Annotated in this window: 21 protein-coding genes and 1 pseudogene; 18 read left to right on the top strand and 4 right to left on the bottom strand. The window is 60.3% G+C overall.

The window, feature by feature from the left end; all coding sequences use genetic code 11:
* From J2X15_RS07970 to ahpF, 4 genes and pseudogenes are all read left to right on the top strand, one after another.
* Positions 1 to 239: pseudogene (locus tag J2X15_RS07970) on the top strand (tripartite tricarboxylate transporter permease); the annotation flags it as partial.
* A gap of 20 nt (positions 240 to 259) precedes the next feature.
* Positions 260 to 1,549 (top strand): DUF3422 family protein, encoded by a 1,290-nt coding sequence (locus tag J2X15_RS07975; RefSeq protein WP_310341255.1) that lies wholly within the window; start codon positions 260 to 262, stop codon positions 1,547 to 1,549.
* A gap of 107 nt (positions 1,550 to 1,656) precedes the next feature.
* A complete protein-coding gene (gene ahpC / locus J2X15_RS07980; RefSeq protein WP_310341256.1) occupies positions 1,657 to 2,220 on the top strand; it encodes an alkyl hydroperoxide reductase subunit C in 564 nt (187 codons plus the stop codon).
* Positions 2,221 to 2,381: 161 nt separating this feature from the next.
* Complete coding sequence (gene ahpF / locus J2X15_RS07985; RefSeq protein ID WP_310341257.1) at positions 2,382 to 3,950, top strand: alkyl hydroperoxide reductase subunit F; 1,569 nt, start codon at positions 2,382 to 2,384, stop codon at positions 3,948 to 3,950.
* A gap of 122 nt (positions 3,951 to 4,072) precedes the next feature.
* Here the strand turns inward: ahpF and J2X15_RS07990 are convergent, their stop codons facing one another.
* Positions 4,073 to 5,077, bottom strand: a complete 1,005-nt coding sequence (locus J2X15_RS07990; protein ID WP_310341258.1) for an integron integrase — start codon at positions 5,075 to 5,077, stop codon at positions 4,073 to 4,075.
* A 146-nt stretch (positions 5,078 to 5,223) separates the two neighbouring features.
* Here J2X15_RS07990 and J2X15_RS07995 point away from each other — a divergent pair, with 146 nt between their 5' ends.
* From J2X15_RS07995 to J2X15_RS21235, 5 genes are all read left to right on the top strand, one after another.
* The gene (locus J2X15_RS07995) at positions 5,224 to 5,673 is read left to right on the top strand and encodes a hypothetical protein (RefSeq protein ID WP_310341260.1); all 450 of its coding nucleotides are present in this window, start codon (positions 5,224 to 5,226) and stop codon (positions 5,671 to 5,673) included.
* Positions 5,674 to 5,773: 100 nt separating this feature from the next.
* Positions 5,774 to 6,106: a hypothetical protein gene (locus J2X15_RS08000; protein ID WP_310341263.1), complete on the top strand. Its 333-nt coding sequence runs from the start codon at positions 5,774 to 5,776 to the stop codon at positions 6,104 to 6,106.
* Positions 6,107 to 6,207: 101 nt separating this feature from the next.
* A complete protein-coding gene (locus tag J2X15_RS08005; protein WP_310341264.1) occupies positions 6,208 to 6,636 on the top strand; it encodes a ribonuclease E inhibitor RraB in 429 nt (142 codons plus the stop codon).
* Between the two features lie 100 nt (positions 6,637 to 6,736).
* Positions 6,737 to 7,255, top strand: coding sequence for a hypothetical protein (locus tag J2X15_RS08010; RefSeq protein ID WP_310341266.1), 519 nt, complete (start codon positions 6,737 to 6,739; stop codon positions 7,253 to 7,255).
* A gap of 149 nt (positions 7,256 to 7,404) precedes the next feature.
* On the top strand, positions 7,405 to 7,725 hold the full coding sequence (locus tag J2X15_RS21235; protein WP_409034260.1) for a hypothetical protein: 321 nt from the start codon (positions 7,405 to 7,407) through the stop codon (positions 7,723 to 7,725).
* On the opposite strand, the gene J2X15_RS08015 is transcribed toward J2X15_RS21235, so the two are convergent.
* Complete coding sequence (locus J2X15_RS08015) at positions 7,640 to 7,909, bottom strand: hypothetical protein (RefSeq protein ID WP_310341269.1); 270 nt, start codon at positions 7,907 to 7,909, stop codon at positions 7,640 to 7,642. The genes J2X15_RS21235 and J2X15_RS08015 overlap by 86 nt on opposite strands.
* Here J2X15_RS08015 and J2X15_RS21240 point away from each other — a divergent pair.
* The 7 genes from J2X15_RS21240 (at position 7,811) to J2X15_RS08045 (ending at position 11,711) form a co-directional block, all read left to right on the top strand.
* Positions 7,811 to 8,221: a DUF6228 family protein gene (locus J2X15_RS21240; protein WP_409034261.1), complete on the top strand. Its 411-nt coding sequence runs from the start codon at positions 7,811 to 7,813 to the stop codon at positions 8,219 to 8,221. The genes J2X15_RS08015 and J2X15_RS21240 overlap by 99 nt on opposite strands.
* 335 nt (positions 8,222 to 8,556) lie before the next feature.
* Positions 8,557 to 8,898: a hypothetical protein gene (locus tag J2X15_RS08020; RefSeq protein ID WP_310341271.1), complete on the top strand. Its 342-nt coding sequence runs from the start codon at positions 8,557 to 8,559 to the stop codon at positions 8,896 to 8,898.
* A gap of 4 nt (positions 8,899 to 8,902) precedes the next feature.
* Positions 8,903 to 9,277, top strand: coding sequence for a hypothetical protein (locus J2X15_RS08025; RefSeq protein ID WP_310341274.1), 375 nt, complete (start codon positions 8,903 to 8,905; stop codon positions 9,275 to 9,277).
* A 9-nt stretch (positions 9,278 to 9,286) separates the two neighbouring features.
* The gene (locus tag J2X15_RS08030) at positions 9,287 to 9,604 is read left to right on the top strand and encodes a hypothetical protein (protein WP_310341277.1); all 318 of its coding nucleotides are present in this window, start codon (positions 9,287 to 9,289) and stop codon (positions 9,602 to 9,604) included.
* A 46-nt stretch (positions 9,605 to 9,650) separates the two neighbouring features.
* Complete coding sequence (locus tag J2X15_RS08035) at positions 9,651 to 10,181, top strand: M23 family metallopeptidase (protein ID WP_310341279.1); 531 nt, start codon at positions 9,651 to 9,653, stop codon at positions 10,179 to 10,181.
* A gap of 91 nt (positions 10,182 to 10,272) precedes the next feature.
* Positions 10,273 to 11,226: a tRNA dihydrouridine synthase gene (locus J2X15_RS08040; protein WP_310341281.1), complete on the top strand. Its 954-nt coding sequence runs from the start codon at positions 10,273 to 10,275 to the stop codon at positions 11,224 to 11,226.
* Positions 11,223 to 11,711, top strand: a complete 489-nt coding sequence (locus tag J2X15_RS08045) for a GNAT family N-acetyltransferase (protein ID WP_310341283.1) — start codon at positions 11,223 to 11,225, stop codon at positions 11,709 to 11,711. The genes J2X15_RS08040 and J2X15_RS08045 overlap by 4 nt, the downstream gene beginning before the upstream one ends.
* 55 nt (positions 11,712 to 11,766) lie before the next feature.
* Here J2X15_RS08045 and J2X15_RS08050 read toward each other — a convergent pair whose 3' ends face one another.
* The gene (locus J2X15_RS08050) at positions 11,767 to 12,621 is read right to left on the bottom strand and encodes an NUDIX hydrolase (protein WP_310341284.1); all 855 of its coding nucleotides are present in this window, start codon (positions 12,619 to 12,621) and stop codon (positions 11,767 to 11,769) included.
* Between the two features lie 91 nt (positions 12,622 to 12,712).
* Between J2X15_RS08050 and J2X15_RS08055 the strand changes: the two genes are divergently transcribed.
* Positions 12,713 to 13,624, top strand: coding sequence for an SDR family NAD(P)-dependent oxidoreductase (locus J2X15_RS08055; RefSeq protein WP_310341287.1), 912 nt, complete (start codon positions 12,713 to 12,715; stop codon positions 13,622 to 13,624).
* Position 13,625: 1 nt separating this feature from the next.
* Here J2X15_RS08055 and J2X15_RS08060 read toward each other — a convergent pair whose 3' ends face one another.
* A complete protein-coding gene (locus J2X15_RS08060; RefSeq protein ID WP_310341288.1) occupies positions 13,626 to 14,840 on the bottom strand; it encodes a GGDEF domain-containing protein in 1,215 nt (404 codons plus the stop codon).
* A gap of 83 nt (positions 14,841 to 14,923) precedes the next feature.
* Here J2X15_RS08060 and gshA point away from each other — a divergent pair, with 83 nt between their 5' ends.
* Positions 14,924 to 16,465 (top strand): glutamate--cysteine ligase, encoded by a 1,542-nt coding sequence (gshA, locus tag J2X15_RS08065; RefSeq protein ID WP_310341290.1) that lies wholly within the window; start codon positions 14,924 to 14,926, stop codon positions 16,463 to 16,465.
* Position 16,466 lies beyond the last annotated feature (1 nt).

A 16,466-nucleotide genomic window follows, 5' to 3' on the forward strand; every position in this document is an offset into this window, starting at 1 on the left:
TCGGCTACCTGTTCATCAAGCTGGGCACAGAACCTGCTCCGCTGCTGCTGGGCTTTATCTTGGGCCCGATGATGGAAGAGTATTTGCGCCGTGCGTTGTTGCTGTCCCGCGGGGACTGGAGCGTGTTCCTCACGCGTCCGCTGTCAGCCAGTTTGCTGGCCGCGGCCGTGCTGCTGCTGGTCGTCGTGCTGATGCCTTCCATCAAGGCTAAGCGCGAAGAGGCGTTTGTTGAAGATTAATTATTGAGTCCGTCCTTCCCTTGAACATCCAAACCGCGCAGCACCCACAACGCCTCTCGCTTCACAACGAAGTTCACGCCCGCCCGCCTGAGTCCATGGCCTCGCCCATGGCGCTCTCGCATGTGGTCATGGTCTGCAATGCCGAGCAGAGAGAGGCTAGTCGCGCGCACATTGCCGCATTGGCGCGGGACCACCATCTGGCCGCGCCGGATGCGGATTCCATCCATATCCGCATGGACTTGGGGCTGTACCGCTTGCGTTGGGAGCTGCACACCGAGTTTGTGACCTGGACCTTCATGCGCCCGATCAGTAACCAGGTGGGCACGGACCGAGAGCCCGAGCTGGCGCTGAACGCCGTGCCCCAGCAGTGGCTGGCGAACCTGCCGGGTGGCTGCCTGGCCAGCTTGCACCTGTGGGTGTTGTCCACCAACGAGGTGGACACGGGTCCCTGGATACGCCAGCTGCTGCACGAGGACACGCTGGTGGCCTCCACCGTGGCCGACGGTTTTGGCGAGGTGTACACCGACTTTGCGGTGCATGCGGACGGCTTTTCTCGCATGGTGCTGCTGGCCGGTGGTGTCACACCGCGGCGCCTGGGGCGCCTGGTGCAGTGCCTGCTGGAGATTGAGACTTACCGCATGGCGGCCCTGCTGGGCCTGCCCGCGGCGCGCGAGGCCTCGGTGGTGCTGGCGTCTGCCGAGCGCGAGCTGGCGGAACTGGCCGAAGCCATCCGCAGTGCTACGCGCGATGACGAGCCCGCGCTGCTGGACCGCTTGACCCGCCTGGCAGGGCAGGTGGAGAGCCAGCACGCGGCCACCCATTCTCGTTTTTCAGCCAGCGCCGCTTACTTTGAGTTGGTCGACAAGCGCATTGAAGACATTGCCGAGTCGCGTCTGGCTGGCATGCAAACCATTGGCGAGTTCATGGAGCGCCGATTGACCCCGGCGCGCAGCACCTGCGCCTGGTCCAGCCGCCGCCAGGATGCGCTGTCGCAGCGCGTATCGCGCATCAGCAATCTGCTGCGCACCCGGGTCGAGATCGAGCAGCAGCAAAGCAGCCAGGCCCTGCTGGCGACCATGAACAGCCGCCAGGACATGCAGCTCAAGCTGCAGTCCACGGTGGAGGGCCTGTCGGTGGCGGCCATCACCTACTACATCGTTGGCTTGGCCAGTTACTGGGCCAAGGCCGCGCAGCACTGGGGCTGGCCCTGGAGCCCGGAGCTGACGGCCGCGGCGGCCATTCCGGTGGTGGCGGGCACCGTATGGTGGTCATTGCGCCGCCTGCACCACCGGGTGTTTCGGGCGTCATAGGCAAAGTCAATCCGCTTGATTGGATCAATCAAACCAAAACATGGTGTGTAGGCTCTAAGATTCAGGTTGTTCGTGTTCAGAACAGCAACTTCAAGAGGAAAACCACCATGTCATTGATCAACACCCAAGTCGTCCCATTCAAGAACGAAGCCTTTCACAACGGCAAGTTTGTGACCGTGACCAACGAGACCCTCAAGGGCAAGTGGAACGTGTTCATTTTCATGCCCGCTGCGTTCACCTTCAACTGCCCCACCGAAGTGGAAGACGCTGCTGAGCATTACGCAGAATTCCAGAAGGCTGGTGCCGAGGTCTACATCGTCACCACCGACACCCATTTTGCCCACAAGGTGTGGCACGAAACCTCCCCTGCCGTGGGCAAGGCCAAGTTCCCCCTGATTGGCGACCCCACCCATGCCCTGACACGTGCGTTTGACGTGCACATCGACGAAGAAGGCCTGGCACTGCGCGGTACCTTCATCATTGATCCCACTGGCACCATCAAGACGTTGGAAATCCATTCCAACGAAATCGCCCGTGACGTCAAGGAAACCGTGCGCAAGTTGAAGGCCGCCCAGTACACCGCCGCCCACCCCGGCCAAGTGTGCCCCGCCAAGTGGAACGAAGGCGCCAAGACCATTACGCCTTCCCTGGACTTGGTCGGCAAGATCTAAGCCCATCCGGCAAGACGGCAGAGCGCCCTGAGCGCTCACTAGCCGGACAGCGTCCTGGTGCGTGTGCGCCAGGCCGTCCGGCTTTTTTTTGCCCAAATTGGGCTGTAGCCCGCGTGTAGTGTGCGCAAGCAGCTACCAAATGAATAGCAAAAGGAATCACCATGCTCGACGACACCCTCAAATCCCAACTCGGCGCCTACCTGGAGCGCGTGACGCTGCCGATCGAGATCGTGGCGTCCCTCGGTGAGGACGACAACTCGGTGGAAATGCGCGACCTGCTGCACACCATCCAGAGCCTGCGTACCGACAAGATCACAGTCGCCTATGACGGACAGGACGCCCGCAAGCCTTCTTTCACCCTGAAGCGCGGCGACACTGACACCAGCCTGCGTTTTGCCGGCCTGCCCCTGGGCCACGAGTTCACCTCGCTGGTGCTGGCCCTGCTATGGACCGGTGGCCACCCGCCCAAGGTGGAGCAGGACGTGATCGACCAAATCAAAGGCCTGAGCCCGGCAGATGGTGGCGACTTCAACTTCGAGGTCTACATGAGCCTGACCTGCCACAACTGCCCGGACGTGGTGCAGGCTCTGAGCCTCATGGCCATCCTCAATCCCAAGATCAAGACCACCGTCGTCGAAGGCGGTGCCTTCCAGGACGAGATCAACGCCCGTGAAATCATGGCCGTTCCCAGCGTCTACCTGAATGGCGCGCTGTTCGGCAATGGCCGCATGCTGGTCGAAGAAATCGTGGCCAAGCTGGATACTGGCGCTGCTGACAAAGACGCCGCCAAACTGTCCGCCAAAGACCCCTACGACGTGCTCATCGTCGGTGGTGGCCCCGCCGGTGCCGCTGCAGCCGTGTACGCTGCCCGCAAGGGTATCCGCGTGGGCGTGGCGGCCGAGCGCTTTGGCGGCCAGGTGAACGACACCATGGCGATCGAGAACTACATCTCGGTCCAAGAGACCGACGGCCCCAAGTTTGCCGCTGCATTGGAAGCGCAAACCCGCTCGTATGGCGTGGACATCATGAACCTGCAGCGGGCCGACAAGATCATCCCCGCAGCACAAGCGGGTGGTATGGCCGAGGTGGTGCTGGCCAACGGCGGCACGCTCAAGGCCAAGACTGTGATCCTCTCCACCGGTGCGCGCTGGCGCAATGTGAATGTGCCCGGCGAACAGGAGTACAAGAACAAGGGCGTGGCCTACTGCCCGCACTGCGACGGCCCCTTGTTCAAGGGCAAGCGCACCGCGGTCATCGGCGGCGGCAACTCGGGTATCGAAGCTGCCATTGATTTGGCTGGTATCGTGGCCCACGTCACCGTCATCGAGTTTGCTGACCAACTGAAGGCCGATGCCGTGCTGATCAAGAAGCTCAACAGCCTGCCCAACGTGACGGTGCACACCAACGCCCAGACCACCGAAATCACCGGTGCCGACGGCAAGGTGAACGGCCTGAAGTACAAGGACCGCGCCACGGGCGTGGAGCATCTGGTGGAACTGGAAGGCGTGTTCGTGCAGATCGGCCTGGTGCCCAACACCGAATGGCTCAAGGGCACGATTGAGCTGAGCAAGTTCGGCGAAATCATCGTGGACGCCAAAGGCCACACCAACGCCTCTGGTGTATTTGCAGCGGGCGACTGCACCACCGTGCCGTTCAAGCAGATCGTGATCGCGGCGGGTGAGGGATCGAAAGCTGCGCTGAGTGCGTTTGACCACTTGATTCGGAATTGATGCGCACACCCAGCTCCCGTTCGCGCTGAGCCTGTCGAAGCGCTGGGTTTGAATGAGAAAGGGCGCTGCGGCGCCCTTTCTCATTGCGCGAGCAGCTATTGTTTTTGTAGCGTAATGATTGGTTATATCGTTGATAGGCTGTCAAGTGGACTTGTTGTTCCACCCGCGGCCACCTTCAGCACATGCGTGTAAATCATTGTGGTAGACACATCACTGTGGCCCAGCAACTCTTGCACGGTGCGGATGTCGGTGCCTGCCTGTAGCAGGTGGGTGGCGAAGGAGTGGCGCAGGGTGTGCACGGATACCGTCTTGTGAATGCCTGCCAGTACGACGGCCTTCTTGAGCGACCGCTGTAGCCGGTCTTCGTACAGGTGATGCCGCCGCTCCACGCCACTGCGAGGGTCAATGGACAGCGTCGGTGACGGAAACATCCAGAACCAACCCCAGGTGTGCCCGACCTTGGGGTATTTCTGTTCCAGCGCGTGCGGGGTTTCCACTCCGCCGCGCTGCGCCTGGCGGTCCGCCTCCCACTGGGCGCGGGACGCCAACAATTGCAGACGCAATGCGGATGCCAGCGAATGCGGCATCATCACGACCCGGTCTTTGCCTCCCTTTGCCTCACGCACGATGATGACGTGGCGGTCAAAGTCAACGTCTTTGATGCGAAGGCGCATGCCCTCCATCAACCGCATACCGGTGCCATACAGCAAGCGCGCCAACAGCGCGGTTTGTCCATCCATATGCGCCAGCAGGCCAGCAACTTCGTCCTTGGTCAGCACGCTGGGAATGCGCCGTTTTTGGGTTGGACGGTTGATGTTGTCAAGCCAGGGCAACGCAATACCCAATACTTCACGATACAAAAACAAAACCGCGCTGAGTGCTTGGTTGTGCGTGGAGGCCGATACCTTGCGTTCAGTTGCCAGCATGGACAAAAATGCCTCTACGTCCGGTGCACCCAAGTCGCGCGGATGCCGCATTTCGCCGCCGCGTGCTGCCCAGCGAATGAAAAACCGCACCCAGTAGACGTAAACCTGCTCGGTACTGAGGCTATAGTGCATGTACCGAATGCGCTCGCGCAACTGGTCCAACACACGGGTGGATTGCGGCGGAGGGGTGCCGGGTTTCATGGAATTTTTAATACTGGACGTTTAACCAGTATATTCAGCAAATAGCTAGACTGCAAGCCGTTCTCAGGAGATTTTCATGTCCAACTTATGGAGCAGCGCCCAACTTATAGAGCAAGTGTTGCTCTGGACATTACGTTAGGCCTCTCATGACACCATCCGAATCTCTCGCCTCATTCCAAGCATTCAGCAGTGCTTCAGGAGTAGCTCTAGAAGCTTGCACACCCCGCGAAGGACTTGCCCAGATGTTTGCGTTCTATGATGAGGTCGCACCGGTCGGTTGCAGCGGACGTGATGGAGACATGCTTCTGTTTCAATGGGGAACGTACGACTGGGGCTCTGGCAGAAACTTTGAACTGAACATCACGCGACAGTTCATTGAAGAGGCAGCTCAAGACGACGATGCGATTAGTCAGCTAAGTCTGACGTACAGATTTGAGCCAACAACTGAACTGGAAGCGATCAAGCCCGGCAACCTGATTTGTGAGGGCCCGCAGGCATCAACCGTAGTGCGCGACTTTGCCGCCACCCATCTTGCCTTCGTCGCAGTAGCCGATCAAGAGCCGAAGGACGCCGAACTTCACCATTCGTATGTGTAAGCCGAGGCCTAACCCTTCCTTCAAGCGGACGTGCCTACGGCACGCCGCTTAAGTCAAACGTTATGCCGCTGAATTCTGGCTGTTGTAGAAAGAAGCCAACTTGAACTCACTCCTCTCTTTGGACGGCATCGCAACGATCGTTGTAGTTGGTCTGGTGTTCTTCCTCGCGAACTGGTTCTGGAAACGACAAGCCCTTGCGCGCGCGCGCGAATGGGCTGCGTCGACCAACATGACAGTCCGAGTCGGTTCACATACCAAGTTTCAAATGGACCGACAAACCCCGCAGATCACCTTTGAAGCTGTCGCGGAATCGGGTCGAAGGTTTAGATGTACTTTGCGACTGCAAGCAACGTCCTTTATCTGGGGACCTTTGCACAGCTCCGCCACTGCAGAGCTCCTGGAAAAAACCGAGGTGCTAGCTGATGCGGCATAACTGGTTGCTCGGCGCGGACACGCAGCCGCAGAATGCCGCTTCGCGGCTCAGTCTGCGCACCGGGCAGCGCCAACGTTAACCGTCAAAGGGACGATCTTCCAATGCCTATCAGACGCACGTTAATCGCCTCAGGACTTGCCATTCTGATGGTTGGACAACTTGTCCCAGCGCAAGCTCAAACATCAAAGCGCATCTCGCTGGAAAAGCTCCAGGCGATGTTTGCAGACATGCGCGCCAAAACACCATGGAACGTCGACGGCCCGCTTCTCTGGGGGTATTTCTTTTTCGATCGGGACATGGAAAAACTCAAGGGGGCAGCGACAGAACTTCAGACAATGAGCTATCGGATCGTCAACCTAGAAGCAGTCCAGGGTCGGCCACTTTTTAGGTTGCACATTGAGCGGGTCGAGGCGCATACGCCAGAGTCTCTTAACCTTCGAAACGTGCAGTTTTATGAGTTCGCAGAGAAGCGTGCTATCGGCTCATATGACGGAATGGACGTTGGTCCTGCCCCTAAGGCTGCACCGTGAGCTTGATGGTTAACAGGTTGATCGACGCAGACAGCCAGCGGCAAGAGGCTGCTGCGCAGCAGTCGCTGCGTGCTGGTCATCGCCAACGTTAGGCGTCAACATGGGTGTCACGGTTCACTTCGAAGGCCAGCTCCGCAACGCTGATGCGTACGACGCGGTAGTCAAGGCCGCAACGGACTTCGCTGCCGCTCGCTCTTGGCCTGTAGCGCACTTCGAGAATGATCAAGTGACGCTCGGTCGCGTCCGCGACGAGCAGGACTGGGACTATGAGGGTCCGACAAGAGGAGTCGAACTCCAGCCACATCCAAGCAGCGAGCCGATCAGGCTTGAGTTCGACCGCGATCTCTACGTCCAGGAGTACACAAAGACGCAGTTCGCGCCACAGAATGTGCACGAAGAACTCATCAGACTTCTAGACCTTCTGAAACCTTGGTTCGATGCTTTTTCGGTCACAGACGAGGGCGAGTACTTCGAAACGCGAGACTCATCGCTGCTTGAGCACCATCGATCGCGCTGCTTCGAACTCATGGATGAACATCTCGCGAGCGACAGCTCATTGCGGGGTCCGGTTCGGCTACCTAGCGGCAGAATTGCGGACCTAATACGCGATGACGCCTAACCCTTCGCTCGAGGCGGACCTCCACCGGCATGGCACTTGGGCCGCGAGGCGGTTCAGGTCTATGCTCCGCCTCGCGGCCCAAGCACTATGCCGGCTTCGGCCCGCTCAGCTCAAACGTTAACTCTTACCTGCACCACCATTGGACCAACATGCTCGACTTAAACGATAAGACCATCTTGGTGTCGTTGCGAAAAATTGATAACGAGGGCGAAGAAACCTTTGATACGTTCTTTGGCACTGTTGTCTCATTCAATGAAAATACTGTGCGAGTTCTGCGACCCAGCGGTGATGAAATGTCCCTCCCATATGACGAGGAAGTTTTTGAGCTGGCCGAAACAGGGTTCTACGAACTCAAGGACGGAAGCACCTTCGAAAATCCCTCATTCACTGCACGATGGACAGTGTTTGCGTCAAAAGAGGCGTCAATAAACTTTCGCAAAAAGAATGAGGCAGCAGTTGGCCAGGGTTAACAGGTTGCTCGTCGCGGACGCTCAGCAGCAGGATGCCGCTTTGCGGCGCTTGCTGCGTGCCAGACAGCGCCAACGTTAGACCTTCATGCATTCGTTCATTATCAAAGCCGAGCGACAAGTGGTTGTCACGTTCGATTCCCAGAGATTTGAGTCCGATGGATGGCTCGATGCCTATATGGTTCATCTAGAGGCTCCAGATTTCAAAGCATCGGCTCTTGTCGAGAATCCAGGCTTTGGCCATCCACCAACTGTTTTGTTCGACGACATCGCAAAACAATGGTCGGGGTGGAAAGGAGTCAAGACATGGGACGCTATGGAAGGCGAGCTCAGAATATCAGCGACCTCAGACTCCACGGGCCACATAACAATTCACTTTGAGGTGCCGGGTTCTAACGTAAGGGCCTGTTGGTCGGCAAAATTCGCTATTGTTGTCGAGGCAGGGCAGGTGGAGCGACTTGCAAAGGAGGCACATGAATTCTTTAATAGACAGGTCTAACAATTCGGCCCACGCGGACAAGCAACATCAGGTTGCCGCTTCGCGGCGCGTGTTGCGTGCCGGTGGCCTCGGACGTTAAAAATCACCATGGGTTATTCGCTTTCCTGGCTTGCATTCAAGGGCTCTACTGTCGAAGCGGGGCTTGAAATTCTCGGACTTTCGAAAACCGGCAGTGTGGGTGAATGGGGCGCAAATCGGTTTCGGGCCACGCGCTGCCCAACGGGTGGCATCTTGTCATTGCGCCAGTTTGTGACCACCCTTTGGTCTCCGAATCAAGCCTAGCTGTGCTGTCAAGGGCCGCCGAAGTGCTTGCTTGTCGTGTCGAGGAGCACGTAATGTTCTCTTCCGCCGAGTTCTGGAAGCAGGGTGAAAAAGTATGGTGCGTTGAACACGATGCACAACAGGGCAAGCGGCATCTGAAATTCGAAGGGTCACTTCCTGATCCCTGCGGCGTTGCTCTGCAAGAAGCCGAAGAACAACAGGATGCGGAGGACTTGGGGCCAAAGGAAGTTGACTTCTACTTTGAAGTGCCTCTGCAAACTGCCAACGAGATTGCTGGCTTCAAACATGATGAAGAAAACCCGGCCCTCAACTACAAGCAATTCGATGTATACGCACCTTCGTCAATACCTTTAGGTGAAGGGGCAACCCGTAAATGGTGGCAGATATGGAAGTGACCCGATGCGTTTACACCTTCATGTAGCGGTACTCTTTGTCGTGCTGAGTGGCCCGGCCGCTTTTGCGGTGTCAGGAGCTGAGTGCGTCGGCGACCAAAGATCTTTTTCGGAGCTGCAGGCTGACAAACGCTACACCGTTGAGGGTCCGTTCACGGTTGCGGAGGTTGAAGCCAAGCACATGATTCCGATTCGAGAGACGGGCAAGCTTGTGCCGTTTGGCAATTCGCGCGAGCGATGGAACACCTTCAAGGGAACAATGCTGGACGGCGATCAGTTCTTCAGTCTGGCTTTTCGTGTCGACCGCTATCAGATGGATGGGCTGGCTCTGGTTCACACTGGCTGCCTCGTGAAATTTATTTTGGTCAATGCTGATTATTGATCCTGCCCCATGAAGTTTGAACTGCGCTATCACCGCCGACCACTACGTATCGGTCTTGCAATGGTCATCAGTTATCTGCTGGCCGGTGCCGCAGTCGTTTTATACATAAAGTGGCCGCACTACGAAGGCCACTCTCATGTGCCGTTCAGCGACTTTCCCGCGTTCTTCGTTTGGGCGCCCGTTGTACCGTATGCCGTTTTTAGCGATCTGTTGGCAGCGCCGCCCAAAAGTCTGGACGCTTGCATCTTGTTCTCTGTAGTTTTTTGTACGCTACTTTGGTGTTCAATCAGGCTTTCTCAACCAAGTGCTGCGGCCAAACGGCGCTAGATTCCGTCGCTATGCAGTGCCCGTCAAATCTTTGGCACGACGTAAGATGAAGCATCGCCGTCTGTATACCTTTCTTGCTGCCATCGCTTTGCTGCTAGGCATTGGCTTCGCCATTCCTGAGGAACCCCGCATTCCTGTAGCTGGGGCTACTTCGAAAGACTGGAATCCAAAGTCATTTTGGTATGAGCCATGGGGAGTTTCCGGCGTGCACAAAGGTATTGATGTTTTCGCACCCCAGGGTAGACATGTTGTATCCGCCGTCCCGGGTGTTGTCATCTATCAAGGCCACCTCGGTATTGGTGGCAACGTGGTTGTGGTTCTTGGGCCGAAATGGAGAGTGCACTACTACGCACACTTGGCCGATGCCGATCCGTCGCCCCCCTTCCTCGCCAAGGGGGCGGTGCTTGGTTTGGTTGGCACAAGCGGAAACGCCGCAGGCAAACCGCCACATCTGCACTACGCCGTGGTGTCGCTCATCCCTCTGCCGTGGCGCTTTAGTTCAGAGACACAGGGGTGGAAGAAGATGTTCTTCCTGGATCCGGGCGCACTGCTGCAAGCTGGCACCAAAGCCCTCTAAAGGCAGCCCCCCTGTTGGGGGACAATGCGCGACTGCTTAGTCCCTTTCTCAGTTCTTCATCCCAGTGCCCGTCCGCATCTACCTCGCCCCCATGGAGGGGCTTCTCGACTTTGTCCTGCGTGACATCCTGACCCGCGTGGGCGGGGTGGAGAAGTGCGTGTCGGAGTTCATTCGCATCACGCACTCGCTGATGTCAGAGAAGGCCTTGCTACGCACGGTGCCCGAGCTGGCCCATGGCGCACGCACCTTTGCAGGCGTGCCGGTATGGCCGCAGTTGCTGGGGTCGGACGCGGTGTGTTTGGCCGAAAACGCAGCGCGGCTGGCGGAGATGGGTGCGCCCGGCATTGACCTGAACTTTGGCTGCCCGGCCAAGGTGGTGAACCGCCATGGCGGTGGCGCCGCGCTGTTGCAAGACCCCGAGGTCCTGCGCGCCATCGTCGCTGCTGTGCGCGCGGCAGTGCCCGCGTCCATTCCCGTCACCGCCAAGATGCGTTTGGGCTTCAATGACGACAGCCTAGCGCTGGACTGCGCGCGGGCGCTGGAGGCCGGTGGCGCGGCCGAGATTGTGGTGCATGCGCGTACCAAGGCGCAGGGTTACCGCCCACCGGCTTATTGGGACCGCGTGGCCGATGTGCGCGAGGCGGTGCGGGTGCCAGTCGTGGTGAATGGCGAGATCTGGAGCGTGGAAGACGCGCAGGCCGCTGTGGCGCAAAGCGGCTGCCACATTGTCATGCTGGGGCGCGGCATTGTGGCGCGCCCGGCCTTAGCGCGCAGCGTGCTGGCGGCCATGGGCACGGTGCCGGGCAGCATTGCCCAGCCGGGGGGCGACTGGAGCTGGAAAGAACTGGGCCCCCTGATGCACGCCTTCTGGCAAATAGCGACGACCCATCTAGAGAAAAAGCAGCAAGCCGGCCGCGTGAAACAATGGCTCAACTTGCTGCGCCGCCACTACCCCGAGGCGCAGACGGCGTTTGACGAGATGCGCACCCTGGTCAAGCCCAGTGATGTTGAAGACTGGATGCGCACTGGAATTCCGCAACCATGAATATTCACCTTGGTTACCGCCCCGGCTGCATAGGCCGCATCGTCGAGCTGCACGCCAGCTACTACGCGCGCACCGCGGGCTTTGGCGCACCGTTTGAGGCCAAAGTGGCGTCCGGCCTGGCTGCGTTTTGCCTGGACTACCAAGTGGATCGGGATGGCCTTTGGCTGGTAGAGCAAGACGGGGTGATCCACGGCTCCATTGCCATTGATGGATCGCATCACGAGGCATCGGGCGCGCATCTGCGCTGGTTCATCACGTCTGACGCTTCACGCGGGCAGGGCATCGGCTCGCAGCTGCTGACGGCGGCCATGGGTTTCTGCCGGGCACGCGGCTACGGTCAGGTGCACTTGTGGACGTTTGATGGACTGCATGCGGCACGGCATCTGTACGAAAAGCATGGCTTCACGCTCACCCAAAGCCAGCAAGGCACGCAGTGGGGCAAAGAAGTGACTGAGCAGCTGTTTACATGCCAAATAGGCCTCTAGCCCCCGTAGATATTGCGCGAGCAGCTCCTGAATCCATAGCAAGCCACGCCAGGCCTTAGGCCCACAAACTCTCCAGCCCCTCTACCGGCACAAAGCGCTTGTTGCGGATAGCCAGCCGCGTTGGGCCGGGCAGGGCGCGTGTGGGCACCGAGTGCTGCGGGTCGCCGGGGTAGCAGAGGATGACCTCGCCGTCTTGCGTGAAATTCTCCGGGCAGATGCAGGGTGGCAGTCGTTGCCGCGCGGCGTGCATTGCCTCAGCCGCGCTGCCATAGCGCGCCAGATGGGCCAGGCTCATGATCTGCGGCGGCGCCATTTCAATTTCGCCGCGGTGGTAGCGCAGCAGGGCTTCTTGGGGTGCGAGCCAGATGCTGGCCGTGGTCTCGAAGTTGTCGTGGCTGGCCTCTTGGTCGGTAGGCGCCAGCGCTAAAAAGAAGCGCGTGTCAAAGCGCTTTTTGCTCAGGGCGGCCATGCGTGGCGTGATCCAGCGGCTCCATGGCACTAGCGCGCTGGCCTGAAGCGTGGCGCCCGATGCGGCTACCCAGGCTTGCCAGTCTTCCGGTTTCACACTGGCGGGGTGCGTGCTGCCCGCTGCTAGCAGGACGCCGGCCTCCTCAAACAGCTCGCGTAGCGCGGCCACATACAGACCGGCAGCCACGGGCGCACTCAGATCGGGTTCACCCAATTGCCGGGCCAGGGCCTCGGCAGGTACGTCCAGCGCAGCCACTGCGGCCGGTGTGCTGTCATGGTCGTCTAGCTTGCCACCGGGAAACACGTAGGCCTCGCCAAAGGCGTCTGACAGGCCACTGCGTTTTTGCAAAAACACTTCCAGGCCCGAACTGCCATCGCGCAGCAGGACGATGGTGGCCGAGTCGCGTGGGTTACTCAGAGGGTCGGATGTGGCGTGCAGCACAGGGGTGTTCCGGTAAAGTTGCAAAGCGCCTGAACAGGCGAGGCACAGACTAACAGAGCCGGTGTGCGCCGGCTTCACGCAGGAGACAAACATGGGTGTGGATTTCAAGGGCCGTGTGGCCATCGTGACCGGTGCGGGCGGCGGTTTGGGTCGCCAACACGCGCTGGCCCTGGCCGCACGCGGCGCCAAGGTGGTGGTAAACGACCTGGGCGGTGCACGCGATGGCTCCGGCGGTTCGTTGTCGGCCGCCGAAGCGGTGGTGGCCGAGATCCGCGCTGCCGGTGGCGAGGCCATGGCCAATGGTGCATCGGTCACCGATTTTGAGGCGGTGCAGGCCATGGTGAAGCAGGCAGTCGACGCCTGGGGCCGCGTGGACATTCTGGTGAACAACGCCGGCATCCTGCGTGACAAGAGCTTTGCCAAGATGGAGGTGGCCGACTTCCGCCTGGTGGTGGATGTGCACCTGATGGGCGCGGTGCACTGCTGCAAGGCCGTGTGGCCGTATATGAACGAACAAAAATACGGCCGCATTCTGATGACCACCTCTTCATCGGGTCTGTATGGCAACTTTGGCCAGAGCAACTACGGTGCGGCCAAGCTCGCGCTGGTGGGACTGATGCAAACCCTGTCGATTGAAGGCGCCAAAAACAACATCCGCGTGAACAGCCTGGCCCCCACGGCCGCCACGCGCATGACCGAAGACCTGATGCCGCCCGCCGTGCTGGAGGCGCTGAAGCCCGAAGCCGTGGTGCCCGCCATGCTGGTACTGGTGGCCGAGGATGCGCCCACCCGCACCACGCTGTGCGCCGGCGCGGGCAGTGTGGAAGCGGCCCACATCACGCTGACCCAGGGCACCTGGATTGGCCTGGATGCGCAAAGCCCCGAGCGCCTGGTCGCCCAGCTGTCGGAGGCGCTGGATCGCAATGGCGAAGCCGTGCCGCAAAGCGGGGCAGCGCAGGGCGCACAAGAGGTGAGCAGGGCGTCCGCGCGACTGGCGCGTTGACTTACAGCGCGCCTGCTGCGGTGGGCGCCACCTCTTCCGGCACGCGTGTGGCGCCTGACTGCGCCAGCGCACGACGCTCGGCCACGTCCATCACAGCCGTGGGGTCGGTTTCCGAAGCGCTTTTGTGGGAAATGCCAATGCCGAAGCGCGGCTGGAAGGTGTGGCTGGCATCCTTGATGCCCAAGATCTTCAGCGGCCGGGTCAGCACGGCGCGCAGCCGCAGCACCATGCGCTCCACTTCCTGCGCGTTCTTCACGGCAGAGATCACCACCACAAAGCAGCGCGGGTGGTACAGCCCCACCACGTAGCGAAAGCCCACTGCACGCCTGATACGCGCGGTCATGGCCTGCAGGATTTGTTGCTCCACACCGTGGCCGGCGGACTCGCCCAGCTCATACAAGTTGCCCAAATGCAGGCACACCACCGCACATTCCCGCTTCAGGCGGGCGCTGCGCCAAAAGGCATCGTCTACCTTGGATACGAGGACCGAACCGGTGTGCAGGCCCGTGGCCGGGTCGGTGCCGGAGGCTTTTTTGGTCAGGCGGATCAGCTGCTTGTTGACGCGGTTGCGCTTTACGGTGAGGCCCGTGATCAGCAAGAAGTGGCACAGCGTGCAAAACGCGATCAATGCCGTCAGCGGCCAGCTCAGCGCGCCGGGTGACAAAGCCTGCCCAAACATGCCCACCACCATGGCCACCAGGAACAGGCAAGCCAGCACCATCCAGCGTGCCAGATCATCGCCCAGCAGGGCCGCGCGGATGGTGATCACCAGGCCCACCAACGCCCCCAGTGTGCTCAATAGGCCGGTGACCAGCAGGGGCGAGGTGCTATGGGGGTCGTCACCATACAAGACACACCCCGTAGCCACCACCGCGGTCGCAATGAGGCCCAGGGAGACGAAGACCATGCTGCGGTAGACCGCGCGGTCGTCCCGCTTGACTCCGAGCCACAGACCCAGGTAGGTCAGCGCCAGCGCACCGCTCAGGGGGGCCATGCTGACTTTCATCACCTCCATGGTCAGTTCAGGAATCTCAGGAAACAGCTGACCCGCCAGGCCCGACATGATCACGCAGCTCCAGCCCGTCAACAGAACGAAGACCAGTGCACGCCAGGCGCCCACGGTGGGATTGATCACCAAGTCGGACATGGCCACCATTGCCAGGGTGAGAAATCCCCCCAGCATGCAGGACCAGACAATGAGTTCCGAGGTATCCATCGGCGGCATTATTCCATCCGCGAGCAATAAATGGCGGCCTGTGGTACCTTTGCGCCCCACAGAAAGAGGAAGGGCCCGTAGGCATGGACAGTAATCAAGTGGCCTTGAGCGCCCTGACAGCACAGCGTTTGCGCGGTATCCGCCGTGGCGTGGAGAAAGAAAGCCTGCGCGCGCTGCCCAGCGGCCTGCTGGCCATGACGTCGCACCCCCAGGCCCTGGGCTCGGCGCTCACGCACCCGCACATCACCACCGATTTCAGCGAATCCCAGGTAGAACTCATCACCAGTGTCCAGGCCGATCCCGATGTCTGCGTGGAGGAGCTTACCCAGATCCAGCAATTCACGCTGCGCGCCATGGGCGATGAACGCCTGTGGGTGTCCAGCATGCCCTGTTGTTTGCCCGAAGACGATGCCATCCCGATTGGTCAGTACGGCAGCTCCAACGTGGGGCAATCCAAGAGCGTGTACCGCATGGGCCTGGGCCACCGCTATGGTCGGCGCATGCAAACCATCTCGGGCATTCACTACAACTGGTCGCTGCCCGATGTGAGCAGCGAGCAGTACTTCGGGCTGATCCGCAACTTCCGCCGCCACGCCTTTTTGCTGCTGTACCTGTTCGGCGCGTCGCCTGCCGTGTGTTCGTCCTTTGTGGCCGGGCGCCAGCACCAGCTGCAGCCGCTGAGCAGTGGCACCATGTATTTGCCCTACGCCACCTCGCTGCGCATGGGGCGCCTGGGTTACCAGAGTGATGCGCAGTCATCGCTGGCGGTGAGCTACAACAGTCTGGAGGGCTATGCCCACTCGCTGCACGGTGCCCTGACCCAGCCCTATGCACCCTACGAGGCGATTGGCGTGAAGGCTGCCGACGGCAGCTACAACCAGCTGGCCACCACCCTGCTGCAGATCGAGAACGAGTTCTACGGCACCATCCGCCCCAAGCGTGTCACCTTCGCGGGCGAGCGCCCACTGCACGCGCTGCGCGAGCGCGGTGTGGAGTACGTGGAAGTACGCCTGATGGACCTGGACCCGTTTGAGGTGGTGGGCATCAATAGCCAGACCATGCGCTTTCTGGATGTGTTCCTGCTGCACTGCCTGTCCACTGCCAGCGCACCCGACACGCCGCAGGAAATTGCCGCCGTGGCGCGCAACCAGCATGCGGTGGCCGAGCGGGGCCGCGAGCCTGGCTTGCAACTGCAGCGCGGTGACGCGATGGTGGAGTTGAAGGCCTGGGGCGAAGAACTGCTGAGCGGCATGCTGCCCTATGCGCAGGCGCTGGACGCAACCCATGGCGGCACCCAGTACCAAGACGCCTTGCGCGCCGCAGAGCATGGCTTGGTTCACCCCGACAGCTTGCCTTCGGCCCGCGTGCTGCGCGAGATCACCGAGCGCCATGAGGGCTCGTTCGTGTCCTTTGTGCGGGCGCAGTCGGAGCAGACGCGTGCAGCCATGCTGCAAGCCCCCGTGGCGGCTGAAGCCGCGGCGGGGTTTGCACAAGAGTCGCAGAAGTCGTGGGATGCGCAGCGCGCCATTGAGGCGGCCGACACCATGCCCTTTGGCATCTACCTGCAGGAGTATTTGGCTCCGCGCAGGTTGCAGGCCCAGTCGATCAAGGCCGTGCTGGCCTGAT

Source organism: Rhodoferax saidenbachensis (genome assembly GCF_031457975.1).
In the GTDB taxonomy this organism is placed as follows: Bacteria; Pseudomonadota; Gammaproteobacteria; order Burkholderiales; family Burkholderiaceae_C; genus Allorhodoferax; species Allorhodoferax saidenbachensis_A.

What these genes read in the sequence shown, in the direction of transcription:
- ahpC (WP_310341256.1), top strand. Translation starts at nt 1,657, where the DNA reads ATGTCATTGATCAACACCCAAGTCGTCCCATTCAAGAACGAAGCCTTT.
- ahpF (WP_310341257.1), top strand. Translation starts at nt 2,382, where the DNA reads ATGCTCGACGACACCCTCAAATCCCAACTCGGCGCCTACCTGGAGCGC.
- J2X15_RS07990 (WP_310341258.1), bottom strand. Translation starts at nt 5,077, where the DNA reads ATGAAACCCGGCACCCCTCCGCCGCAATCCACCCGTGTGTTGGACCAG.
- J2X15_RS07995 (WP_310341260.1), top strand. Translation starts at nt 5,224, where the DNA reads ATGACACCATCCGAATCTCTCGCCTCATTCCAAGCATTCAGCAGTGCT.
- J2X15_RS08005 (WP_310341264.1), top strand. Translation starts at nt 6,208, where the DNA reads ATGCCTATCAGACGCACGTTAATCGCCTCAGGACTTGCCATTCTGATG.
- J2X15_RS08010 (WP_310341266.1), top strand. Translation starts at nt 6,737, where the DNA reads ATGGGTGTCACGGTTCACTTCGAAGGCCAGCTCCGCAACGCTGATGCG.
- J2X15_RS21235 (WP_409034260.1), top strand. Translation starts at nt 7,405, where the DNA reads ATGCTCGACTTAAACGATAAGACCATCTTGGTGTCGTTGCGAAAAATT.
- J2X15_RS21240 (WP_409034261.1), top strand. Translation starts at nt 7,811, where the DNA reads ATGCATTCGTTCATTATCAAAGCCGAGCGACAAGTGGTTGTCACGTTC.
- J2X15_RS08015 (WP_310341269.1), bottom strand. Translation starts at nt 7,909, where the DNA reads ATGAACCATATAGGCATCGAGCCATCCATCGGACTCAAATCTCTGGGA.
- J2X15_RS08020 (WP_310341271.1), top strand. Translation starts at nt 8,557, where the DNA reads ATGTTCTCTTCCGCCGAGTTCTGGAAGCAGGGTGAAAAAGTATGGTGC.
- J2X15_RS08025 (WP_310341274.1), top strand. Translation starts at nt 8,903, where the DNA reads ATGCGTTTACACCTTCATGTAGCGGTACTCTTTGTCGTGCTGAGTGGC.
- J2X15_RS08030 (WP_310341277.1), top strand. Translation starts at nt 9,287, where the DNA reads ATGAAGTTTGAACTGCGCTATCACCGCCGACCACTACGTATCGGTCTT.
- J2X15_RS08035 (WP_310341279.1), top strand. Translation starts at nt 9,651, where the DNA reads ATGAAGCATCGCCGTCTGTATACCTTTCTTGCTGCCATCGCTTTGCTG.
- J2X15_RS08040 (WP_310341281.1), top strand. Translation starts at nt 10,273, where the DNA reads ATGGAGGGGCTTCTCGACTTTGTCCTGCGTGACATCCTGACCCGCGTG.
- J2X15_RS08045 (WP_310341283.1), top strand. Translation starts at nt 11,223, where the DNA reads ATGAATATTCACCTTGGTTACCGCCCCGGCTGCATAGGCCGCATCGTC.
- J2X15_RS08055 (WP_310341287.1), top strand. Translation starts at nt 12,713, where the DNA reads ATGGGTGTGGATTTCAAGGGCCGTGTGGCCATCGTGACCGGTGCGGGC.
- J2X15_RS08060 (WP_310341288.1), bottom strand. Translation starts at nt 14,840, where the DNA reads ATGGATACCTCGGAACTCATTGTCTGGTCCTGCATGCTGGGGGGATTT.
- gshA (WP_310341290.1), top strand. Translation starts at nt 14,924, where the DNA reads ATGGACAGTAATCAAGTGGCCTTGAGCGCCCTGACAGCACAGCGTTTG.